The organism is Pedobacter sp. BMA (genome assembly GCF_001027745.1).
Taxonomy (GTDB): Bacteria; Bacteroidota; Bacteroidia; order Sphingobacteriales; family Sphingobacteriaceae; genus Pedobacter.
Window position 1 is genome coordinate 236,857 of sequence record NZ_LECU01000005.1, and the last position, 20,010, is coordinate 256,866.

The 20,010-nt window shown below is 39.5% G+C and carries 17 protein-coding genes; 3 read left to right on the top strand and 14 right to left on the bottom strand.

The window, feature by feature from the left end; all coding sequences use genetic code 11:
• Positions 1-2: 2 nt before the first annotated feature.
• The 11 genes from AB669_RS10480 to AB669_RS10530 form a co-directional block, all read right to left on the bottom strand.
• Positions 3-557: a TerD family protein gene (locus AB669_RS10480; protein WP_047799257.1), complete on the bottom strand. Its 555-nt coding sequence runs from the start codon at positions 555-557 to the stop codon at positions 3-5.
• Between the two features lie 2 nt (positions 558-559).
• Positions 560-1,396, bottom strand: a complete 837-nt coding sequence (locus AB669_RS10485) for a phosphoribosyltransferase family protein (protein WP_047799258.1) — start codon at positions 1,394-1,396, stop codon at positions 560-562.
• Positions 1,393-2,088 carry an HAD family hydrolase gene (locus tag AB669_RS10490; RefSeq protein WP_047799259.1) on the bottom strand — a complete coding sequence of 232 codons (696 nt, stop codon included), beginning with the start codon at positions 2,086-2,088 and terminating at the stop codon, positions 1,393-1,395. The genes AB669_RS10485 and AB669_RS10490 overlap by 4 nt, the downstream gene beginning before the upstream one ends.
• Before the next feature lie 96 nt (positions 2,089-2,184).
• Positions 2,185-3,000, bottom strand: coding sequence for a DUF475 domain-containing protein (locus AB669_RS10495; RefSeq protein WP_047799260.1), 816 nt, complete (start codon positions 2,998-3,000; stop codon positions 2,185-2,187).
• 125 nt (positions 3,001-3,125) lie between these two features.
• Positions 3,126-4,142, bottom strand: coding sequence for a YCF48-related protein (locus tag AB669_RS10500; protein WP_047799261.1), 1,017 nt, complete (start codon positions 4,140-4,142; stop codon positions 3,126-3,128).
• Between the two features lie 6 nt (positions 4,143-4,148).
• Positions 4,149-4,580, bottom strand: a complete 432-nt coding sequence (locus AB669_RS10505; RefSeq protein ID WP_047799262.1) for a DUF2147 domain-containing protein — start codon at positions 4,578-4,580, stop codon at positions 4,149-4,151.
• Positions 4,581-4,683: 103 nt separating this feature from the next.
• Entirely contained in the window at positions 4,684-5,061 is a 378-nt protein-coding gene (locus tag AB669_RS10510) for a DoxX family membrane protein (RefSeq protein WP_047799263.1), read from the bottom strand.
• A gap of 493 nt (positions 5,062-5,554) precedes the next feature.
• Positions 5,555-5,764 carry a hypothetical protein gene (locus AB669_RS10515; protein WP_047799264.1) on the bottom strand — a complete coding sequence of 70 codons (210 nt, stop codon included), beginning with the start codon at positions 5,762-5,764 and terminating at the stop codon, positions 5,555-5,557.
• A 167-nt stretch (positions 5,765-5,931) separates the two neighbouring features.
• A complete protein-coding gene (locus AB669_RS10520; RefSeq protein ID WP_047799265.1) occupies positions 5,932-7,365 on the bottom strand; it encodes a TolC family protein in 1,434 nt (477 codons plus the stop codon).
• 4 nt (positions 7,366-7,369) lie between these two features.
• Positions 7,370-10,531: an efflux RND transporter permease subunit gene (locus tag AB669_RS10525; protein WP_047799266.1), complete on the bottom strand. Its 3,162-nt coding sequence runs from the start codon at positions 10,529-10,531 to the stop codon at positions 7,370-7,372.
• Between the two features lie 21 nt (positions 10,532-10,552).
• Positions 10,553-11,632: an efflux RND transporter periplasmic adaptor subunit gene (locus AB669_RS10530; protein ID WP_047799267.1), complete on the bottom strand. Its 1,080-nt coding sequence runs from the start codon at positions 11,630-11,632 to the stop codon at positions 10,553-10,555.
• 370 nt (positions 11,633-12,002) lie between these two features.
• On the opposite strand from AB669_RS10530, the gene AB669_RS10535 reads away from it, so the two are divergent.
• From AB669_RS10535 to AB669_RS10545, 3 genes are read left to right on the top strand one after another with little or no spacing between them, the layout of a single operon-like run.
• The gene (locus AB669_RS10535; RefSeq protein WP_156166726.1) at positions 12,003-12,575 is read left to right on the top strand and encodes an outer membrane beta-barrel protein; all 573 of its coding nucleotides are present in this window, start codon (positions 12,003-12,005) and stop codon (positions 12,573-12,575) included.
• Between the two features lies 1 nt (position 12,576).
• Complete coding sequence (locus AB669_RS10540; protein WP_047799269.1) at positions 12,577-13,305, top strand: AcvB/VirJ family lysyl-phosphatidylglycerol hydrolase; 729 nt, start codon at positions 12,577-12,579, stop codon at positions 13,303-13,305.
• Positions 13,302-13,976 carry an AcvB/VirJ family lysyl-phosphatidylglycerol hydrolase gene (locus AB669_RS10545; RefSeq protein WP_047799270.1) on the top strand — a complete coding sequence of 225 codons (675 nt, stop codon included), beginning with the start codon at positions 13,302-13,304 and terminating at the stop codon, positions 13,974-13,976. The genes AB669_RS10540 and AB669_RS10545 overlap by 4 nt, the downstream gene beginning before the upstream one ends.
• 1 nt (position 13,977) lies before the next feature.
• Here the strand turns inward: AB669_RS10545 and AB669_RS10550 are convergent, their stop codons facing one another.
• The 3 genes from AB669_RS10550 to AB669_RS10560 form a co-directional block, all read right to left on the bottom strand.
• Positions 13,978-16,566 (bottom strand): phosphatidylglycerol lysyltransferase domain-containing protein, encoded by a 2,589-nt coding sequence (locus AB669_RS10550; protein WP_047799271.1) that lies wholly within the window; start codon positions 16,564-16,566, stop codon positions 13,978-13,980.
• A gap of 197 nt (positions 16,567-16,763) precedes the next feature.
• Positions 16,764-18,017, bottom strand: coding sequence for an NAD(P)/FAD-dependent oxidoreductase (locus tag AB669_RS10555; RefSeq protein WP_047799272.1), 1,254 nt, complete (start codon positions 18,015-18,017; stop codon positions 16,764-16,766).
• Between the two features lie 205 nt (positions 18,018-18,222).
• A complete protein-coding gene (locus tag AB669_RS10560; RefSeq protein WP_047799273.1) occupies positions 18,223-19,965 on the bottom strand; it encodes an ABC transporter ATP-binding protein in 1,743 nt (580 codons plus the stop codon).
• Between the last annotated feature and the right edge of the window lie 45 nt (positions 19,966-20,010).

Sequence of the window (20,010 nt, forward strand, 5' to 3'; positions counted from 1 at the left end):
ACTTATTGATATTTATTTAAATAATCCTGTAAACCACCTTTCATACCCGATCCTACTGCTTCAAACTTCCATTTGCCCTCACGTTTGTAAATCCGTCCAAATTCAACAGCAGTTTCAATTGAAAAGTCTTCTTCCAATTCGTATTTTAAAATTACTTGGCCAGTAACTGAATCAAAAATACGGATAAACGAATTTCTCACCTGTCCAAAATTTTGCCTTCTTACGTCAGCTTCATGAATGGTTACCACCACACATACTTCGTTTACACGACCATCAATTTTGGTTAAGTCGATTTTAATTTGTTCATCATCACCATCACCATCGCCCGTTAAGTTATCGCCGGTATGTTCCACCGCTCCGTCAGGAGAAACCAGGTTGTTGTAAAAAACAAAATTCTCGTCTGAAACCAGCTTTTTCTGATCGTTTAAGATGAAAACCGAAGCATCTAGATCAAATGCACTTCCTGTAGTTGAATTGTTTGTATCCCAGCCAAGGCCTATGGTGAATTTAGGTGCCTCGATATTTTCTCTTTGCCCCTTCTGTAAGTTAATAGCCATATCTAAATTAATTTATAGTTATTGTTTTTAATGTAGTCTTTTATTGAATGTAAATTATTGGCATAAGCCTCAATGGTGTGGTAGTTGTTTCCCAGCGACAAATCATAAAGCTGATTAATAAAATCACTGCTACGGCGTTCCAGAAAGATTTTAAAACTATTTTCCTGTGTATTCAAAATGTATTTTACAATCCTCGTGTTGAAACAGAAGTGACCACTGTCAATGATTTCCTCCAGATCGAATATTGACTTAATCTGGTGATAATTTAGGAAATTTTCGACGTTCGGATGAATATTCTTATTGATCAGCTCTGCAAAATAAAGCATGTGTATTTCATTAGTCAGATTATATTCATTTGCCATTTTTAAAATCATTTTTTCATGGCTTCCAGTAATTCTGATATCGTCGAGAAACAATAATGTTTTGCCGCTTAAAAAATCCTTATCAATATGGAATGAATCATTACCAATCAGGCTTAAGCGTTGCTCAGCACTTAATTCGCCATAGTCTTCCTTATAGGTAATTGTCCGGTGCACCTTAGCTTCCTGAACGGATTGTGCTCCGTTTTCTACAAGCCAGCGGTTCAACTGAGAAACGAAATAGTTTTTCATGGCAAATGTGGCTGTTGGTATAAAACTGTAAGGGCTGGATATCACAACAATCTGACCACTGATCAGGTTATCGGTTAGATAATACCTGATAAAAGCGTCGGCAAGGTTTCTCCCAAAAGTTCTGGCTACCAGATCATCGCCAAATTTAAACCTGCTGTAATCATCCGGATCAAAGCCAAAATCAGCGGTGTTTTCTATTTTATGTAAGGAAAAGGTATATGGAATCATGAAAGTAGCGTTAAGATAGATTGCTTGTTTGAATTAATGAGCATGCTATTGATGCCGATGTTTTTTGCTCCCAATACATCTGCAACCGGGTTATCGCCCACGTGCATCACGTCTGAGAGTTGCAGATCAGGATGCGTTTTCCTGCAGATACCATTCAGCATCAGCTGAAAAAAGCCGGCGCTGGGTTTCGACATCCTTACCTCATCTGAATATAGCTGGAAATCGATAAATGGTGCAATGCCCAGCTGCTGAATCACCTGACGAAGCGTATGCCCCCTGATGAAGCCCGTATTGCTTAAGATGTTAACCGTACTGCTTCGTGAATCCTGAATTTTTGCTAAAACGGGCAAACAGTTTTCGCAATATACCAGTGGCATAAATTCAAAAAACAAAGCTTCTATATCTGCGTAAATTTGTTCAAGATTAATCTCTGAAAAGGAAAAGTTGTAATCATTAATCATGCTAATCACAATCAGGTGCATTTCGTCAGCATCAACATTCTTGCCCGTTTTTTCGTTCATGGCATTTACCATTAAATCTACCCGACGGACAATTGAGCTGACTTCTTCAATAGTTTTATTTTTGCTGTTAAACTTTTCAAAGAAATACCTCGAACGTTCAAGTTTGAAAGTTGGATTGGATTTGATCAATGTTAGCCAGAGATCAAATGAGTAATGTTTGTAAAAAGCCATTGCACTTATTCCTTATCTGTTTAAAATTCTAATATTGCCAAAATGATTCATTTATAGAAATATAGATTGTAAGTTTTTCGAAAGGTAAGCTAATCTTTAAGATTTATCGAGTACGTCTTCTGCCTGTTCAGCAACATGGGCATCAGTAATATGTTTTTTTGGAAAATTGAACAGCAGAGAAGTTACCACAGGAATAATAAAAATACCAACGGTAAAAATCGAAACGAAGAGATCGGTCTTTTCGCTTTCAAGTACATGAGAAATTTCTGATTCAGGGTTAAAATGGGTAAATACAGACGCAGTAAGCTTGATTCCCAATACACCAATCACGATGAAAGCAACAGTTTCCAAAAAAGTAAACTTCTCCATCAGCTTGACAAATGCCTGTGCCACAAAGCGCATCGCCAGGATTCCGATAAATACGCCTATATAAATCAGGTAAATATTATCAGTGAAAGCTACCGCAGCAAACACATTATCGATAGAAAAGGCTAAGTCCATCACTTCTACAAGGGCTACAGTAGCCCAGAATGTCCCCACCAGGCCAACTGTCGATTTGTATATCCAGCTTTTGCTTTTATCCAGGTCTTCTTCTTCCTCGCTTTTACCACTATTCTTTTTTCTGAAATAATCGAAGGCAAGATAAAGGAGGTACAAACCACCTAACGGTTTTAACCACCAGATTTTAACCAGCCATGCAGCAAGGAACAAACAGATACCCCTGAAAACGTATGCACCGATGATACCATATTTCAATGCTTTATCGCGCTGGCTTTTTGGTAAATCCATCACCATAGTTGCCAATACCGCAGCATTGTCTACCGAGAGCAAACTTTCAATTACAACAAGGTTTAGAATAATCAGTAAACCAGCCTGTATGTCATCACCAAGAACGGTATGTAAAAAATCCATATTGAGCGTATCCTTTTATATTATTAATCATTTAGCTGAGCAAAGAAACAAAATTATTTGAATCCTGAAGCTTTATTTCAATATTTAGAAACAGAAGCGTCAATACTGTTACAGGCTTATTTTTTTTAATTGATAACCAGCTGATACACCGAACCTTTTTCACCAGCCAAAATGATCTGTTTACCTTTCTTCGCCTTCTGCACCGCATTAAAACTTTTATCGGAGATGTGTTTCCAGGTTTGACCGCCATCTGTTGACATGTCTGTTCCGGAAGTGCCTGTTGCCACAAGAGTATTGGCATTAATATAGGTTACCGCAGATCTGAATCCGGCTACCGGGGTTAGTGGTTTCTGCCAGGTTTTCCCTCCATCTGCCGTTAGCAGGATGTTATTTGGATTTTCCTTATCCTTTACATAGTTTCCGCCAACCACAACGCCTTTTTTATCGTTGAAAAAGTCGATCGAAAACGGACCTGTAGTACTCTCTCCCTGCCATATCGGACATTTATAAACCGCCCAGGTTTTGCCATAGTTAGCAGAAAAATAAATATTAGAGACCGTCCCTCCTGTTGAAATCCATACTTTGCCCCCAGGCAGCACTTTAATAGTGGTTCCACTGGCGGCAAAGGCTGCCTCCCCTTTGTTCATAGCAGTTTTAAGGTTCGAAGATATATCCTGCCAGCTAGCTCCCCCATCCGATGTGCCAAGCAGTTGTAGCTGATCCAGGATTGGATCACCAAAGGCAATCCCTTTATTTTTATCCCAAAAACTAAAACCATCCAGAAATATGGCAGAATCGAGATTTTTATAATGTGTTGTCCAGCTAGCTCCCCCATCTGTTGTTTTAAGAATATAGGCAGGCGATCCCGCATTCACAACTATTGCGTTTTGATTGTCGAAAGCTTCAATGTCGCGAAAATCAAGTTTTTCGTAACCCTTGGGTTTCAACCATTCCCATGTTTTTCCACCATCCAGGGTTTTACCAATTGAACCATTGCTTCCGCTTACCCATGATACCTGATCAGAGACGACTGACAATCCGCGCAAACTTGTTTTTGTATTTTCATTCAGTGGCTTGAATGAATACGATTGCGCAGCGCAAAAAAAAGGTGCCATTAAAAGGCACCAAATTACTTTTTTCATATTAACTTATTTAACCCGCCTGAATGTTTCCGAGCGTCCTAATAGTGAAATCCCTACATAGCCTCTCACATTTAAAACATCGGCACCCTTCAAGGTCATATTGCAACTATAGTTTTTTCCACTTTTCGGGTCATATATCGTCCCATCTGTCCATTTACCATCTTCAAATACGAAATTCTTAAGAATTTCTAAATTGAGCAAAGGTCTCTTTTGTAAACTTGCCTCAGGGTTTTTAGCATCCAGTTTCGGCTTACCATTCAAATTAGGTTCTTTCATCCAGGCCAGTTTACCAAAATACTTATCCCCTTTTTTATAAATTTCAATTTGTCCTTCTCCGGTAGGATTTAACCACTTACCAACGATGGCGTCTTTATTTTGTGCCATTGCCGTAAAAGACACCGCTACGAAAAGTAGCATTAAAAATGGAAGCTTTCTCATAATTTTTTATTTTCTAGTTAGTTTTTAAATATAGCAATTTGACTTTTATATCGAAACTCTAAATAAAGGCAAAAAGTATTAGAAAGTTTTAAGAAAGAAAAAATTACTTTGATACCATCGGTAAATATTTTTCACGGTAAGCGTAGAACAGATAAAGGTTAAATAGCAGAATCACTATTCCCATTACCATTTGTTCTGGTGCTAAAATCACATTATATAAGAATATATTCAATGTAATAGGAAAGGCAACAATTGCCCCTAAAGCAGCCGTTCTGTTGATCAGCAGCAGCAAGCCGGCTAAAAGCTCGGTTGCTTTTACAAAAGTAAATAAGTAAGATACACTTAAACCAGACATAAAAGTGGTTTGATCAGCTGACATTTTAGGCATTTCCTTGGGGCCTATATGGAAAAAAAAGGCAATTCCGCCCCATAGAAACAACGCGCCAAGTAGTACGCGGACTACAATAGTTACAATTTTCATAATAAAGTTAATTTAGTAAGTTGGTTATGTTAAATATAAATATTTTTTTTTCAATCACCAATAGTCTATTTCCGCAATAGAACGACCGAAAGTAAGGGAACGAGTTATCCACAATTCGTTTTCGAAATGTTAATAATTAATTTCACAAAGTTTCGTTATGATTAAAAAATAGCTATAACTTAAGGTTATTAAAACGTTAACGAAATATTATATTTATGATAAGAAACCAGATAAAGAAAACTTACTAACCAAACCTACACTAGCGCAATCCCAATTAACCAAACAAACAACCAAAAAAATTAAATTTATGAGCACATTCCTATTAGTTACCGCAGCTTTTTACGTAGTATCATTTTCACTAATGCTTTATTGCTACTTCTCTGCGGAGCAGATTCCAAGTGATGACGAAAAGTTCTAATCTTATAGTATCTGGATTAACCTCTCACCTTTCAAATAATCATTCAGCCATCGCTTAAAGCCACCTGGTACCGCTTTAACGGTCTATCCACCTTAGTAAATTTCCTGCCGAACCCGTATACCAGATCACCGCTGCGATCAGAAAAATCACGATCAGTATCCATAAAATCGGCCAGCCCTCAAACTTATGCTTTGATTTAGGATGATAAGGTTCGTTAAATTTATTATGGTCATTGTCAATCCTGTTTTCCTGTTGATCTGGTTCCGGATTAAGATTATCGCTCATAAAAAATACTCAGTTAGTATTGCAAATTTAATCTATTACGTCCCATTTCAAAATTTTGTTTAAAGAAAAGCTTAAAAAAAAGAAACAAAAGCAAATATAACGAAACCATAAGACACAAAAAAAGACAGCTTTTCAGGGCTGTCTTAATGGGATCTACGAAAAATATATTAATTCCAGCCGCCACCTAAGGCATGGTAAATATTCACCACCGCGTTAAGCTGCTGTTTTTTGGTTTCAATCAGTTCTAGTTTTGATTGTAAAGCATCCCGCTGGGTCATCAATACTTCGAAATAATCTGCCCGCGTTGCTTTGAATAAATCGTTCACAATATCAATTGACTGTGTTAGTGCCACTACCTGCTTTGACTTTAAATCATAGCTTTTTTGCAGATTGTTGATATTCGACAGTTGGTTGGCCACCTCAATATACCCATTGAGAATGGTTTTTTCGTAATTGAATACCGCCTGCAACTGCTTCGAATTTGCGGTCAGGTACTCTGCTTTAATTGCATTTTTGTTTATAATCGGACCAGCCAGATCTCCTGCCAATGAATAAGCTAAAGATTCAGGTGTTCTCAATAAATAAGAAGGATTAAATGCCTGATAGCCTAGAGTAGCTGAAATACCCAATGAAGGGTAAAACTGAGCCTTAGCCACTTTAACATCTAATTTTGCAGCCGCCAGATCATACTCTGCCTGTTTTATATCAGGACGGTTCGCCAGCAATTGCGAAGGAATACCTGCCTGAACCGTTGGCGGAACTAAATCAGTAAAGCCCGAATGATCTCTGGCAATTGGTTGTGGGTAGCGACCGAGCAAAAAATTAATTTTATTCTCGGATTCTGTAATCTGTTGCTGAATATCAAACTCAAGACTTCTGGAACTCATTACTTCTGCCTCAAATTTACGAACTGCCAGTTCAGTAACCCGCATGGCCTGCTTTTGTACTTTCATCAGTTCTAGCGCATTACTTTGTAAAGCAATATTTTGTTTTACAATTTCCAGCTGGTTATCCTGTGCAAGCAACTCGTAATAAGTATTTGCAATTTCAGCAACCAGGTTAGTAATTACAAAATTTCTGCCCTCTACGGTAGCTAAATAACGGGTTAGAGATGCCTTTTTTGCATTGCGCAACTTGTGCCAGATATCAGCTTCCCAGTTTGCTTCCAAACCAAAAGCATAGTCCGGTAAAACCTCAGGAACTTCTTTTCCAGGTGTAATATCGGTTGATGCATCACCAGCACCACTGCTGGTATAGCGGCCAACTTTATCTAAACCTGCTCCAACTCTATAACCAACTGTGGGTAAAAGCTCTCCTTTTCTGGCCTTGATTTCATTCCTGGCGATTTCAATCTCCTGCAAAGTAACGTTCAGCTCCTGATTATTTTTTAAAGCTGTGTCAATCAGACTTACCAGATGTGGATCGGTAAAAAACTGACGCCATTGTACTTTTCCACTGCTCAATGTATCAACTGAAGTGTTGAAACTTCCCGGTACATTTTTATTTTCTGTACGTTGAGCGAAATCAGGCACTTTACATGCGCTGTAAGCAGCGCATATAAAGCCTAAACCAACGATTTTATATATATTTTTATTTAACATGATATTATAAGTCTTCGGTTAAAGGATGTTCTTCTTCAATTTTGATCAACTTACGTTTGTCGGCAATGGTACCAAACACATAGTAAAGTCCGGGGATCAGCACTACACCGAAAATGGTACCGAACAACATCCCGCCTGCCGCAGCCGAACCAATAGTGCGGTTACCAATGGCACCCGGTCCTGTAGCAAATACCAATGGAATCAATCCGGCAATAAAGGCAAACGAAGTCATCAGGATTGGCCTGAACCTTACAATTGCCCCTTCCATGGCTGCCGCCAGAATAGTTTTGCCTTCAGCATGTTTCAAAGCCGCAAACTCTACAATCAGTACCGCGTTTTTCCCCAGTAAACCGATGAGCATCACCATCGATACCTGTGCATAAATGTTATTTTCCAGTCCGAATAACTTCAGGAAGAAGAAAGCTCCGAAAATACCGGCAGGTAATGATATGATTACAGCCAAAGGCAGAATAAAGCTTTCATATTGTGCTGAAAGAACCAGATAAACAAAACCTAAACAAATTAAGAAGATGTAAATCGCTTCATTTCCTCTTGATACCTGATCTTTAGAGATACCAGCCCAATCAATACCATAACCTCTTGGAAGTGTTTTTTCTGCAACGGCTTTAATGGTATTAATCGCTTCGGCACTACTGTATCCAGGTGCGGCAGATCCACTGATCTCAGCTGCATTATACATGTTGTGACGGGTAATTTCCGAAAGTCCGTACACTTTTCTCATTCTCATGAAGGCCGAGTAAGGAACCATTTGGTCTTTATCATTTTTAACATAAAGTTTCATGATATCCTCTGGCAAAGCACGGTATTGAGGTAAAGCCTGTACAATAACCTTATATTGACGACCAAACTTGATGAAGTTGGTTTCGTAGTTACTACCAATCAATGTAGATAAGGTATTGAGCGCGTTATCAGGTGTTACCCCTTTTTGCTGTGCCTTATCATTATCAATATCAAGCATATACTGCGGGAAACTGGCACTGTAAAAGGTAAATACAGACTGTAGTTCTTTTTGCTTATTTAACTCTTTTACAAAATCCTTACTCACCTGCTCCATTTTTGCATAGTCGTTATTTCCGGCTTTATCTAAAAGACGAAGCTCAAAACCTCCTGCTGCACCATAACCAGGAACTGCGGGTGGCTGAAAGAACTCGATGGTCGCCCCGGGAATATCCTTGGCCTTTTCTTCAAGTTCTTCGATAATCTGCTGGGCAGTTTGTTTACGGTCTTTCCAGTCATCAAGGTTAATTAAACAAGTACCTGAGTTGGCACCTGTACCTTCCGTAAGTACCTCATAACCTGCAAGCGCTGAAACGGATCTAACACCTTCAATATGTTCAGATATTTCTTCCAAACGCTCAGAAATCTGATTGGTACGCTCCAACGTAGATCCCGGAGGGGTTTGAATTACGGCATAAATCATTCCCTGATCTTCGTTCGGTATGAAACCTGATGGAACCGTACTGCTCAGGAAATAGGTTCCGGCACAGAAAGCCGCAAGTACTCCAAAGGTTACCAGTCTGCGCGTAACTACCTTGTCGAGAATTTTCTGGTAGCGGCCGGTAAGTTTAAAGAACCAGTTATTAAAGGCATCCAGGCCTTTATCAACAATAGTTTTCTTTTTGGTATGGTGCGGATCGTGTTTCTTCAACATGATTGCACATAATGCCGGTGTTAAGGTAAGCGCTACAATACCTGACAAGATGATGGCTGTAGCCATGGTGATAGAGAACTGGCGGTAAAATATACCGACAGGACCAGCCATAAATGCAACAGGTATAAACACTGATGCCATTAAGAAAGTGATTGCAATAATGGCACCTCCAATCTCACTGATGGCCTGCTGGGTCGCTTTAAGTACCGATAAATGCCGGTCTTTTTCCATCTTGGCGTGCACCGCCTCTATTACTACAATGGCATCATCTACCACAATTCCAATAGCGAGTACAAGTGCAAACAGCGTGATCAGGTTGATCGTGATCCCAAAAAATTGCATAAACATGAACGTACCAATCAGTGATACGGGAACAGCGATAGCCGGAATCAATGTTGAACGCCAGTCGCCAAGAAAGATGAATACAACCAATCCTACCAGAATAAACGCTTCAACCAGTGTGTGGATAACCTTTTCAATTGATGCATCGAGAAATTTAGAAACGTCGTAACTGATTTCATAATCCATACCTTTTGGAAAAGATGCACCCTTGATCTCTTTCATTTTGGCCTTGATATTATCAATTACCTCCTGTGCATTACTTCCATAAGATTGCTTTAAAACAATTGCTGCTGAGGGGCGGCCATTCAGGTGTGAATACAAATCGTACATCGAGCTTCCAAATTCAATATTGGCTACATCTTTCAAGCGGAGCAATTGCCCATCCGGATTGGCACGCAACACGATGTTCTCATATCCTTCTTTCGTGGTAAAACGGCCTGAATATTTTAATACATATTCAAACGATTCTGAACGCTTTCCGGAACTTTCACCTGTTTTACCCGGCGATGCTTCCAAACTCTGATTATTCAAAGCTTCCATTACCTCATCAGCCGAGATTTTATAGGCGAGCATTCTGTCAGGCTTCAGCCAAACGCGCATGGCATACTCCCTGTTACCCAAAATATCAGCAAAACCAACCCCGTCAACGCGTTTAAGCTCAGGCAAAAGGTTAATATCGGCATAATTATAAAGAAAGTTTTCGTTCATGTTTTTATCCTTGCTATACAAGTTGATATACATTAACATGCTCGATTCTTCACGGCTGATTTTGATCCCCTCACGAATAACCAAAGGTGGTAATTTGTTGGTCACTGCGGCTACCCTGTTCTGCACATTAAGCGTAGCCTGGTTCGGGTCGGTTCCGAGGTTGAAGATAACCTGAATGGATGCCTCGCCGTCGTTACCTGCGTCGGAAGCAATATATTTCATCCCTGGTACACCATTTAATGCACGTTCCAGGGGAATCACAACCGACTTAATTAACAGTTCGTTGTTTGCTCCCGGATATTCTGCCGTGATATTAACTTTTGGCGGAGAGATGGAAGGAAATTGTGTAATCGGCAAACCTGTTAAGGCCAGAATACCCAAAAACACAATGACAAGGGATATTACTATAGAGAGAACGGGTCTCTTAATAAATTTACTAAACATGATAAATCTCTTTAGATTAAACTATTCGGCTTTTAATGTCAATTGGCTTATCACTTCTTTAGGGGATACAAATTTGAACTTGATTTTATCGTCATCCTTCACTTTCTGTACACCTTCCAAAAGGATTTTATCGCCTGATGATAGGCCTCCCGACACGATATAAATATCCAGAAGCTCACCCCCAATGGTAATCTCTCTCGATTTAACGGTATTGTTATGGTCAATTACAAACACATAGGTCTTATCCTGCAATTCGTAAGTGGCTTTTTGAGGGATGATTAGCGCCTTTTTCAAAGGAACAACCATTTGAATTTTACCCGTTTCACCATTTCTCAGCAGATTATCCGAATTATTGAAGCGTGCCCTGAATGCGATATTTCCGGTTTCATTATCAAATTCGCTTTCAATTACCTCCACTTTACCTTTTGATTTCAGTAATTCGTTGTTAGCCATGAGCAAGCTTACTTCCTGCTGGCCCTTATTTTTAGATGATTGGTAGTTAAGATATTCTGGTTCTGACACATTGAAATAAGCAAATACCTGACTATTATCAGACAGGCTCGTAAGCAATGCGCCATCATCAACCAGACTTCCTATTTTAATCGGAAGACGATCGATAGTCCCATCAAATGGCGCCTTGATTTCTGTATTGGTCAGGTGGAATCTGGCCAGACTCGCTTCAGCGTTAGCCTGCTGTAATTTAGCTTTCGCCATAGCCAGTTCATTTTTAGAAACTACATTTTTGTCGGTAAGCAGTTTGGTGTTTTCCAATTCAATTTCTGCCGCCTTGGTTTCAGCCTGCGCTTTCAATAACTCAGCCTGTGCCATTTTAGGCATAATTTTAAATAAAACCTGCCCTGCTTTTACATGCTGACCTTCATCAACATAAATGTTTTGCAGGTAACCTTTTTCGAAAGCCCTCACCTCGATATTACGCACGGACTTAATCTGTGACACATACTCTTTGGTAAAAGAGGTGTCGATTGTGAGCGGCGATGTTGCGGTGTAAGTAACTTCTTCTGCTTTTTCTTCTTTCTTTTGAGAACAACCTGTTACGTAAAGCATCGTGAACAGGCTAAGGGAAATGAAAACTCTTTTCATCGTTTGTCTGATAGTTTATCTGATTATTTTACTGATTATGAGATGGCAAGCCGATTTAAAATACCTTTTTTTGCTAATGACCAGGTATATTCAATAAACCATGCTCCATTTCTTAATTTTCTAATACGAAATAACTACAGAATTATGAAGTTATAATGAAGTTGGCTTTCTGCATAGAACCTTTACCTCCCTGAACCATCATTAAGGCTTACTCTGAGGTTTACTATAAAACAATTTCATGTTAGCGAAAAAAAAATAACCGCTATTTGCGGAAATTCTTATTTATAATATATTTGTTACACAAACTATGATAACATTACGCTTAAGATTCGATTCCAGCGAGTGAAAAAACAAACTAAACTATCCCTTAATGAAGCTAAAAAGAACACTCATTTACCTGTTATTAATCTATGCTCCTATGGTTACCTATGCCCAGAAAGAAGCGAACGGTACTGGTAAATTTTCCATATCACCCGCCTTTCAATTGTTAAGATCAACACATGGCAACCTGTTTTATGCTCCTTCTTTAAAAACAAATTATCTGCTTGCAAATGGCTTGGAGCCTGGTTTTGGATTCGAGTATGCTACCACACCACTCCATCACGATAACGGCTATGTCCTGTACAAACTTAAGTTTTTACCTGTTTACGGGAACCTGAAATACAACTTTAAAACAAGCCATCAAATCAAACCTTTTGTAGAATCTTCACTGGGGATATCATTTAACAAATATGATATCGCCGAAGATGCCATGCCTGATATCAAGTCTAAAGTTAAAGAACAGGGATTTTATGTTTACACAGGATTTGGTACCAAGTACAGCATTACTCCTGGGTTAAATACGTTTTTAGCCGTAGGTTTTAAAGGTTATAAAATGAGTACCAATGATTTAGATATTAATCCACATGGGCTATCGTTTATGCTTGGTTTTACATTCCTTTAAAATGAAAACAGCGGGAGTATTATTACTGGTCACTGGAATCATAAGCTTGAGCAGCTGTGCCTTGTTCAAACGTGCCAGGGTACACGAACATAATGCAATTGAAAGCAGAGAATTCAATCTTCCTATATTTTTATATCCTGCTAAAAAACCGCAGACCAGAAAGCTGCTTATTTTTCTTTCGGGCGACGGTGGCTGGATCAAATTTGAAGATGATCTGTCTGTAAAATTTGCTGAAAATAACTTTTTTACCATCGGAATAAATTCCCGTGATTATTTCTGGGATCAGAAAACGCCCGAACAAACTGCACACGACCTGGTCCAGTTGATCCGGAAATATGCCTTAAGATATAAAACTGATCAGATTTACCTGTTGGGCTATTCTTTTGGTGCCGACGTATTGCCGTTTATTTACAATCAACTTCCCTTTCGTGCAAAAAGACATGTCATGGCACTGGAAATGCTCTCCCCCTTTTCAACTACCGACTTTATGGTTCACTTTGGTGATCTGGCAAATATTTCCAGCGATAACTATCCTTATAAAGTCGACCTTGAGGTGAAGAAATTAAAAATACCCGTATTTTGCTTTTATGGCATCGACGAAAATGAAAAAGCCCTGGAAACTATTGTTCAAAAGAACTTCGTAATTGGGAGCCTTTATGGCGATCATCATTATAAGGAGTCAGAATATGATAAAATCATCTCAGTTCTCAATCAAAAATCGCCGCAATGAAGTACAAGTTATCACTTATCACCTTTTTAATGCTAACTGCAACAAACCTTAAGTCGCAAGATATATCAAAATTACCTCTAACGGCTAAAGCAAAATCAACGGCAAAACAGGTCATCTTTTATCTAAGCGGCGATGGTGGCTTGAATAGCTTTTCCGAGAGTTTAACCACTTCATTAAATGATAAAAATTACGCCGTGGTAAGCCTCGACAGCAGAAAGTATTTCTGGGAGCAAAAATCTCCTGAAAAGCTGACACAAGATTTAAGTGCGGCGATAGAATATTACCTGAAAGCATGGGACAAGGATGAATTTGCGATTATTGGTTATTCTTTTGGTGCAGATGCAGCTTTGTTTTTGAGCCATCGCTTATCAAAAGACTTGCAGGTGAAACTGAAAGCCACGATCCTGCTTTCGCCTTCAACCTCTACCGATCTGGTGATTAAACTTACGGATATGATGGGTTTTGGCAATAAGGAAGCCAAATATAAACTGGTTCCTGAAATTAGTAAAATCAATAGCCCGTTATTATTTATTTTCGGCAAAAATGAAGAAAGTGATCTCTATAAATTAATCCCGGAAAAGAAAAACATCACTAAAACACAAATACCCGGATCGCACAAATTTGATAATGACATTAAAAAAGTAGTTGCTACCATTCAAACAGCCCTCTGATCTAGCTTCCTTCAGATATTCTTTTCAGTGCGTTTGGCACCTGAAGCAGATGGTAATGGTGTCCGTAAATAAGGTATTTCTTTTTCCATTCCGGGAAGAATTTCTCTTTATATTTTCTTAAGCCCTTAAACTGGGCAAAGGCTTTGAGATTCTCATAGGCATATTTAATGGTTTTTTGGGTAAGGTCTTCTCCATCAATACCTGATAGAGGCGCTAAGCCCATATTCACATACTGGTAACCCTCTTCTTTTAAAAACAAGAATGTTTTAGCCAGCAACATATCCAACACGCCATTTGGAGCATCTGTCTCTTTACGGATTAAATCGTAAGTTGCTTCTCCGGGAGCATAGTCTGGCACCAGATTCAAAAATGCATATACTTTTTCTTCCTGATCTTCTATAGTTAAGATCGTTTGATTTTTTAAGATTGTTTTATCAAATACACCTTGCGTAAATGCTACCTCTTTTTGATTTAAATCCCTAAGCCAGTTATCAGAAACAGTTTGAAGCTTTTGTAATAACCCCTCCTTCTGCTGTCCTTTATATACGTTAAATACATAACCCTCTCCGCTTAGCCTGTTAATCGCACTTCTGGTGGTCTTCATTTTTCCGCCATCAATGGTAAATTTAGTCAGATCCAAAACAGCCTCTTCCCCTATCGGGATTGATTTTTTACCAAGCGATTTATACATGTCAAGTGATTCTTCAGGCACCCGGTAATAAGCGGCAATAAAACCAGTATCGCGGCAACGCTCCTCAAACTTTTGGATCATGGCGAGCTTCTCCTCAACCGATCCGGCCACAGGATCTTCTAGAACAAGCGCAAAGTGGCGCGTGATCTTAAAACTGATGAATGCAGTTCTGGCTTCGTTGAAATACACAAACTTGTCAGGGTATGTTTTAAAATAGTCGAGTGCGGAAATACCATTGTCCTTCAATAAAGCATCCGCTTCTGTAAAATCCTCAGCAGTGTTGTATGGTTTGGAAAAGTACGGCTTAAGTAAACTGAAGATAATAAACAGCATAACCAACCCACTTGCGCCATAAATAGATTCTTCGAAATGAACGCCGAAAGTAGTAAGGGGATGCAATGCACGGTCGTCAATAAAGAAAATCACTTTCAATACGGCAACTATAGAATCTGTAAATTTAAACTCCACTCCGAAATGCCGTTTCTCCATAAAGTAAAAACCGACAACTCCGTAGGCAAATACGGCAACAATGGCGTAAATAAATACAGCATATGAAATTTTAACAAACCTTGGATGCGGCTTCAGCTGGTAATTCTCCCGGGTATAAAATAATGATGCTCCGGCAACTAAAGCCAGTAGCGCCTCCTCATAGTCTGCTGCTTTTAGTAAATGTCCGAGAATCGAAAACAAGGTCAGCGCCAAAGCTACATACCATGCTCTTTTCGATCCCTGTAACAGGAAAATACTGAGCATAACCAGTATTAGACCGAAAATCAATACCAAAGCATTGCTGGTCACAATCAAATCTTCCGGTATAATATTCTTTACCAGACGTAAACGGGTCGGGATGGATGGCGTAATGGACGAAATAATATTAACTACCCCGAGGATAAGTATAATAAACGCAGGCAATAAACGAAGAACAATGCTATCCTTTTTCATAATGAAGCTAACAATCCCCCCGATTAGTGGAAGCCAGAATTCAAAAAACCTGAACATTAGGGTAATCGTTGCAGCAGCAATGAGTGGAAAACCAAATTGTCCGAGAATAAATGTCAGAGAAACTTCGATGGTTCCTAATCCCCGTAAAAAGGGAGAAGCTATGAGGAGGATCACCATTACAATATACCCCACAATTGCCGCCGGAATACTGGCCTCGAAACCCAGGGCTAGCATGCAGATATACAGGTGCAGTATACCGATAAATTCAATTGCAATGGAAACAAGCAGGGTGAGCCAAAAGTGCTTGCGACTGATTTGTTCTTCAATCATGTCATCAAACACAGTGGATAGTGATGGTCTTAATTTTGAAATGTAACGGTATGCCCAGGTTTTCTGTGATATGGAATAAATCGTGATAAATAGAAATGCGGTTAATACCAGCAGAAACAAGAAGCTGAGTATTTCTGTCTGCCCAAGCTTGGTCGACAATAACGCAACTCCCAGAACCGGAATGGCAACCAGTACCACCGATAAAATACCGCAAAATGCAAAAAGTGTAGAAGAGAGGTGAATTTTTGATTTCGAAATGCCTTTTTCCTCTATTTCCCTGGTAAAAAATATGAGAGATGAAAACCCACCGGCAGGAAGAAAAATGCTGATCAGGTTCCGTTTTAAGAAAAGTTTGATGGAGTTGACCAGTGAAATGTCTACATCCAGTGCTTTAAAACTGTAAACATACATTTGCCCTTGTGCTATGATGTAAACTCCTGTTAGCAGCATACCCAAAACCACATAGGCCGGGACTGCTGTATCCAGTTGTCTGGTGATTTGAACAACCTCTACATGTTGAGACCTGATGAAGAAGACGGCCATGCCCAACATGAATATTGCCAGAAAAAATTGCCAGAAAAACTTGTTGTACACCAGACTAGACAGGAATGATTTCGCTTTATGCATAAAAAAATGGATGCAACAATACCTCTGACAGATATCTGCTGCGTGAGTTTGTAGGATAATTAATTATTAGTTCTGTTACGAAATTAGAAAGATTTCGCAATTATCAAACAGAAATTGTAAAATTTTTATTACACCACAGACACACCACTTCGAAATCATCAAAGCGCCCATTTTTACAGTAAAACCGAATAGAAACTTTAATCTTTCTTATCTGGTCTGATAATCAGCCTTAATGTCGGATCGTTGGTAATAAAGCTCCATAACCAGTTAAAAGCCAGTTTTGCTTTGTTTCTAAATCCGGCTATTGGAATGATATGGATAAACAACCACACTAACCAGGCAAAAAATCCTTTGAAAAAACCTTTAGGTAAATCTACCACAGCTTTGAATTTAGCAATAATCGCCATCGAGCCTTTATCATTATAAGCAAAAGATTTCAAAGGCTTCCCCTGTACTTCATGCATTAGGTTCTCTCCTAATAAATCTCCCTGCTGAATGGCAACTTGCGCCAGTTGAGGGTGCCCATCAGGAAATTTCGGATCGGTAAGCTGGAGACACTGATCACCAATGGCATAAACCCCTTTTAATCCGTTAACCTGATTATTGGCGTTCACCAGAATTCTCCTGCCTTTTCCAACCGACTCTTTTGGGATTCCTTCTACTGACCTTGCAATAACCCCCGATGCCCATATTAGCGTTGCCGCCTCTATTTCCGTACCGTCAGACAAACTCACTTTGGTCCCATCATATCCCTTCACCAGTTTATCCAGCAATATCTCAACACCTAAATTTTTCAAAACTATAATTGCCTCATTCTGACTTTTTTCACTCATGGGTGCGAGCAAAGTTTTTAAACCATCTACCAGGTATATTTTACCCATTTTAAAGCCTGCTTCCGGGTAGTCTTTTGCGAGTACATTTCTTCCCATTTCGGCCATCATACCTGCCAGTTCAACACCTGTAGGTCCTCCGCCGGCAATAACTATATTAGAAAGCCTTCTTTTATCGTCCACATGCTCCGCACGCACGGCTTTTTCAAACTGTAGCAAAATATGATTCCGCATTTCTACGGCATCTTCTATGCTTTTCATTGGGAGTGCATTTTGGCTGATTTCTTCGTTTCCAAAAAAATTAGTTTCCGCTCCCATGGCAAGTACCAGTACATCGTAGTCCAGCACACCATTGTTTGTCGTAATCCTGCGCTCTTCAACCGCAATTGACTCCAGTTTGCCCATAAAAAAACGTATTCCTTTCTCCTGAAATAATTTCCGGAATGGATAGCTGATATTGGATGGCTCTATAAAAGCAGTGGCTACCTGATAAAGCAGTGGCGGAAAGAAATGGTAATTATGCTGATCAACCAGCGTAACCTGATGTTCAGGTGATTTGGAGAGTTTTTTCGCCAGGTTAAGTCCTGCAAAACCTCCTCCTATGATAACAACTTTTTTCATTTTATTTTATATTGATGGATCACTGGGATCAAATGGTGGATGTAAATAAGATCCGGTTTTTAATCAACCCACTAGGGCGCATAAAGTTTGAATCGATCAGCATCTACAGTCGATTAAGACACCTAAATTACTTTCATCATTTCCGCGCAAAGGTACAACAGCGCAACGTTAATAAAAAGTTACATTAACTATAGTTTTAAACTACTTATCTGCGCTCCCCGATTTGTTGCCTCCACATGGAATAATATAATCCCTTCTGATCAAGCAGCGAATCATGTGAACCGACTTCAGAAACCTTCCCCTTTTCCAATACATAGATGGTGTCTGCATGCATAATGGTAGAAAGCCTGTGTGCAATCAAAATCGTCATTTGTTCCCTCTTGTCAGATATTTCCCGAATGGTTTTTGAAATTTCTTCTTCAGTAATAGAATCGAGCGCCGATGTGGCCTCGTCGAAAATCAACAGCCTTGGTTTTCTCAGTAGTGCCCTGGCGATGGAAATACGCTGTTTCTCTCCTCCCGACAGTTTCATGCCATTTTCTCCGAGCACAGTGTCTATACCGTTGGTTGCTTTGGCAATTAAACCAGTTGCAGAAGCTTTATCTAAGGCGTCCCGTATCTCCTGGTCGGTTGCTGCAGGGTTAACAAAGCGCATATTATCTTTGATTGAGCCGGCATAAAGCTGAGTTTCCTGAGTAACAAATCCGATTTGCCGGCGAAGGGGATTGTAGCGAACCTGGCTGGAAGAAATGCCATTGAAAGAAATTTCACCTTCCATAGGCAAATAAAGGCCAACCAATAACTTCACTAACGTTGATTTACCAGATCCCGAGGGACCAACAAAGGCAGCCGTTTGCCCATTACTGATGCTGAAGGATAAATCGTCGATGGCATTGTAAGATGCTGTTTTATGACGAAAGACCACGTTTTTGAACGCCAGTGTTTCAAGGTCTGCCACTTCAACTGAGTTTTCAGGACGTGTCTCTATAGATTTTCGCATCAGCATATCAAAAGTATTCAGCGAAGCATCGGCTTCCCGGTACAGAATGATCATATTACCCAGATCCTGTAGCGGCGTAAATATAGCCGTAGAAATAAACTGCATGGCAATAAGTTCACCTGTACTGAGAATGTTCCGGAATATTAACCACAACAATATAAATAGTACAGATTGCTTTAATAAAATCAATAGTCCACCCTGAAGAAAAGACAAACTACTCACCTTTTTTGCCTTCAGCATTTCCAGATCAAATATCTTTTTAGTTTGTTCATTCAGCCGTCTGATTTCTGCAAAAGTTAAACCAAGGCTTTTCACCAGCTCGATGTTTCGCAGGCTTTCTGTGATAATACCGGCCTGCTTATCGGCCTGACGATTTATGGAGCGTTGAATAAACTTTATTCTTTTCGAAACCAGTCCTGTTAGTGAACCCAGAACCAGTACCCCAATAAAAAAAACCGGAACCAGCAACCAGTTTTTATTAATGCTATACCACAAAAGGAAAGCAATACCAACGAGCGATGAAAACAGAATATTAATGAAAGCATTGATAAACCTTTCTGCATCAGTTTTAACCTTTTGTAATACAGATAATGTCGTTCCGCTTCTGTTTTCTTCAAACTCCTGAAAGGTAAGCCGAAGCGTCTGCTTTAAGCCATCGTTGAATATGCTCATTCCAAAGCTGGCCACGGCCTTGCGGGTAATAAACTCCTGAACCGATTTACATAACCTGGCAACCAGTGCAATCACCAGTGCGATTACTAACCAGTAAACTACTGCTGATATCAGCTCCTTTTGGCTCAGGCCAAGTTTATTTGTTGAGTAATCATCAATAATTTTCCCAAAAATAACGGGATCAAGTAAACTCAGAAGTTGCGATGCTGCAGCCAGTGCCAGCGATGCAACAATCAGCCATTTGTAGGGAATCAGGTATCTGAACAGTATCTTCATGATATGGTATTAATCAACACAAGCTACAACGCCGTGCCCCAAAAA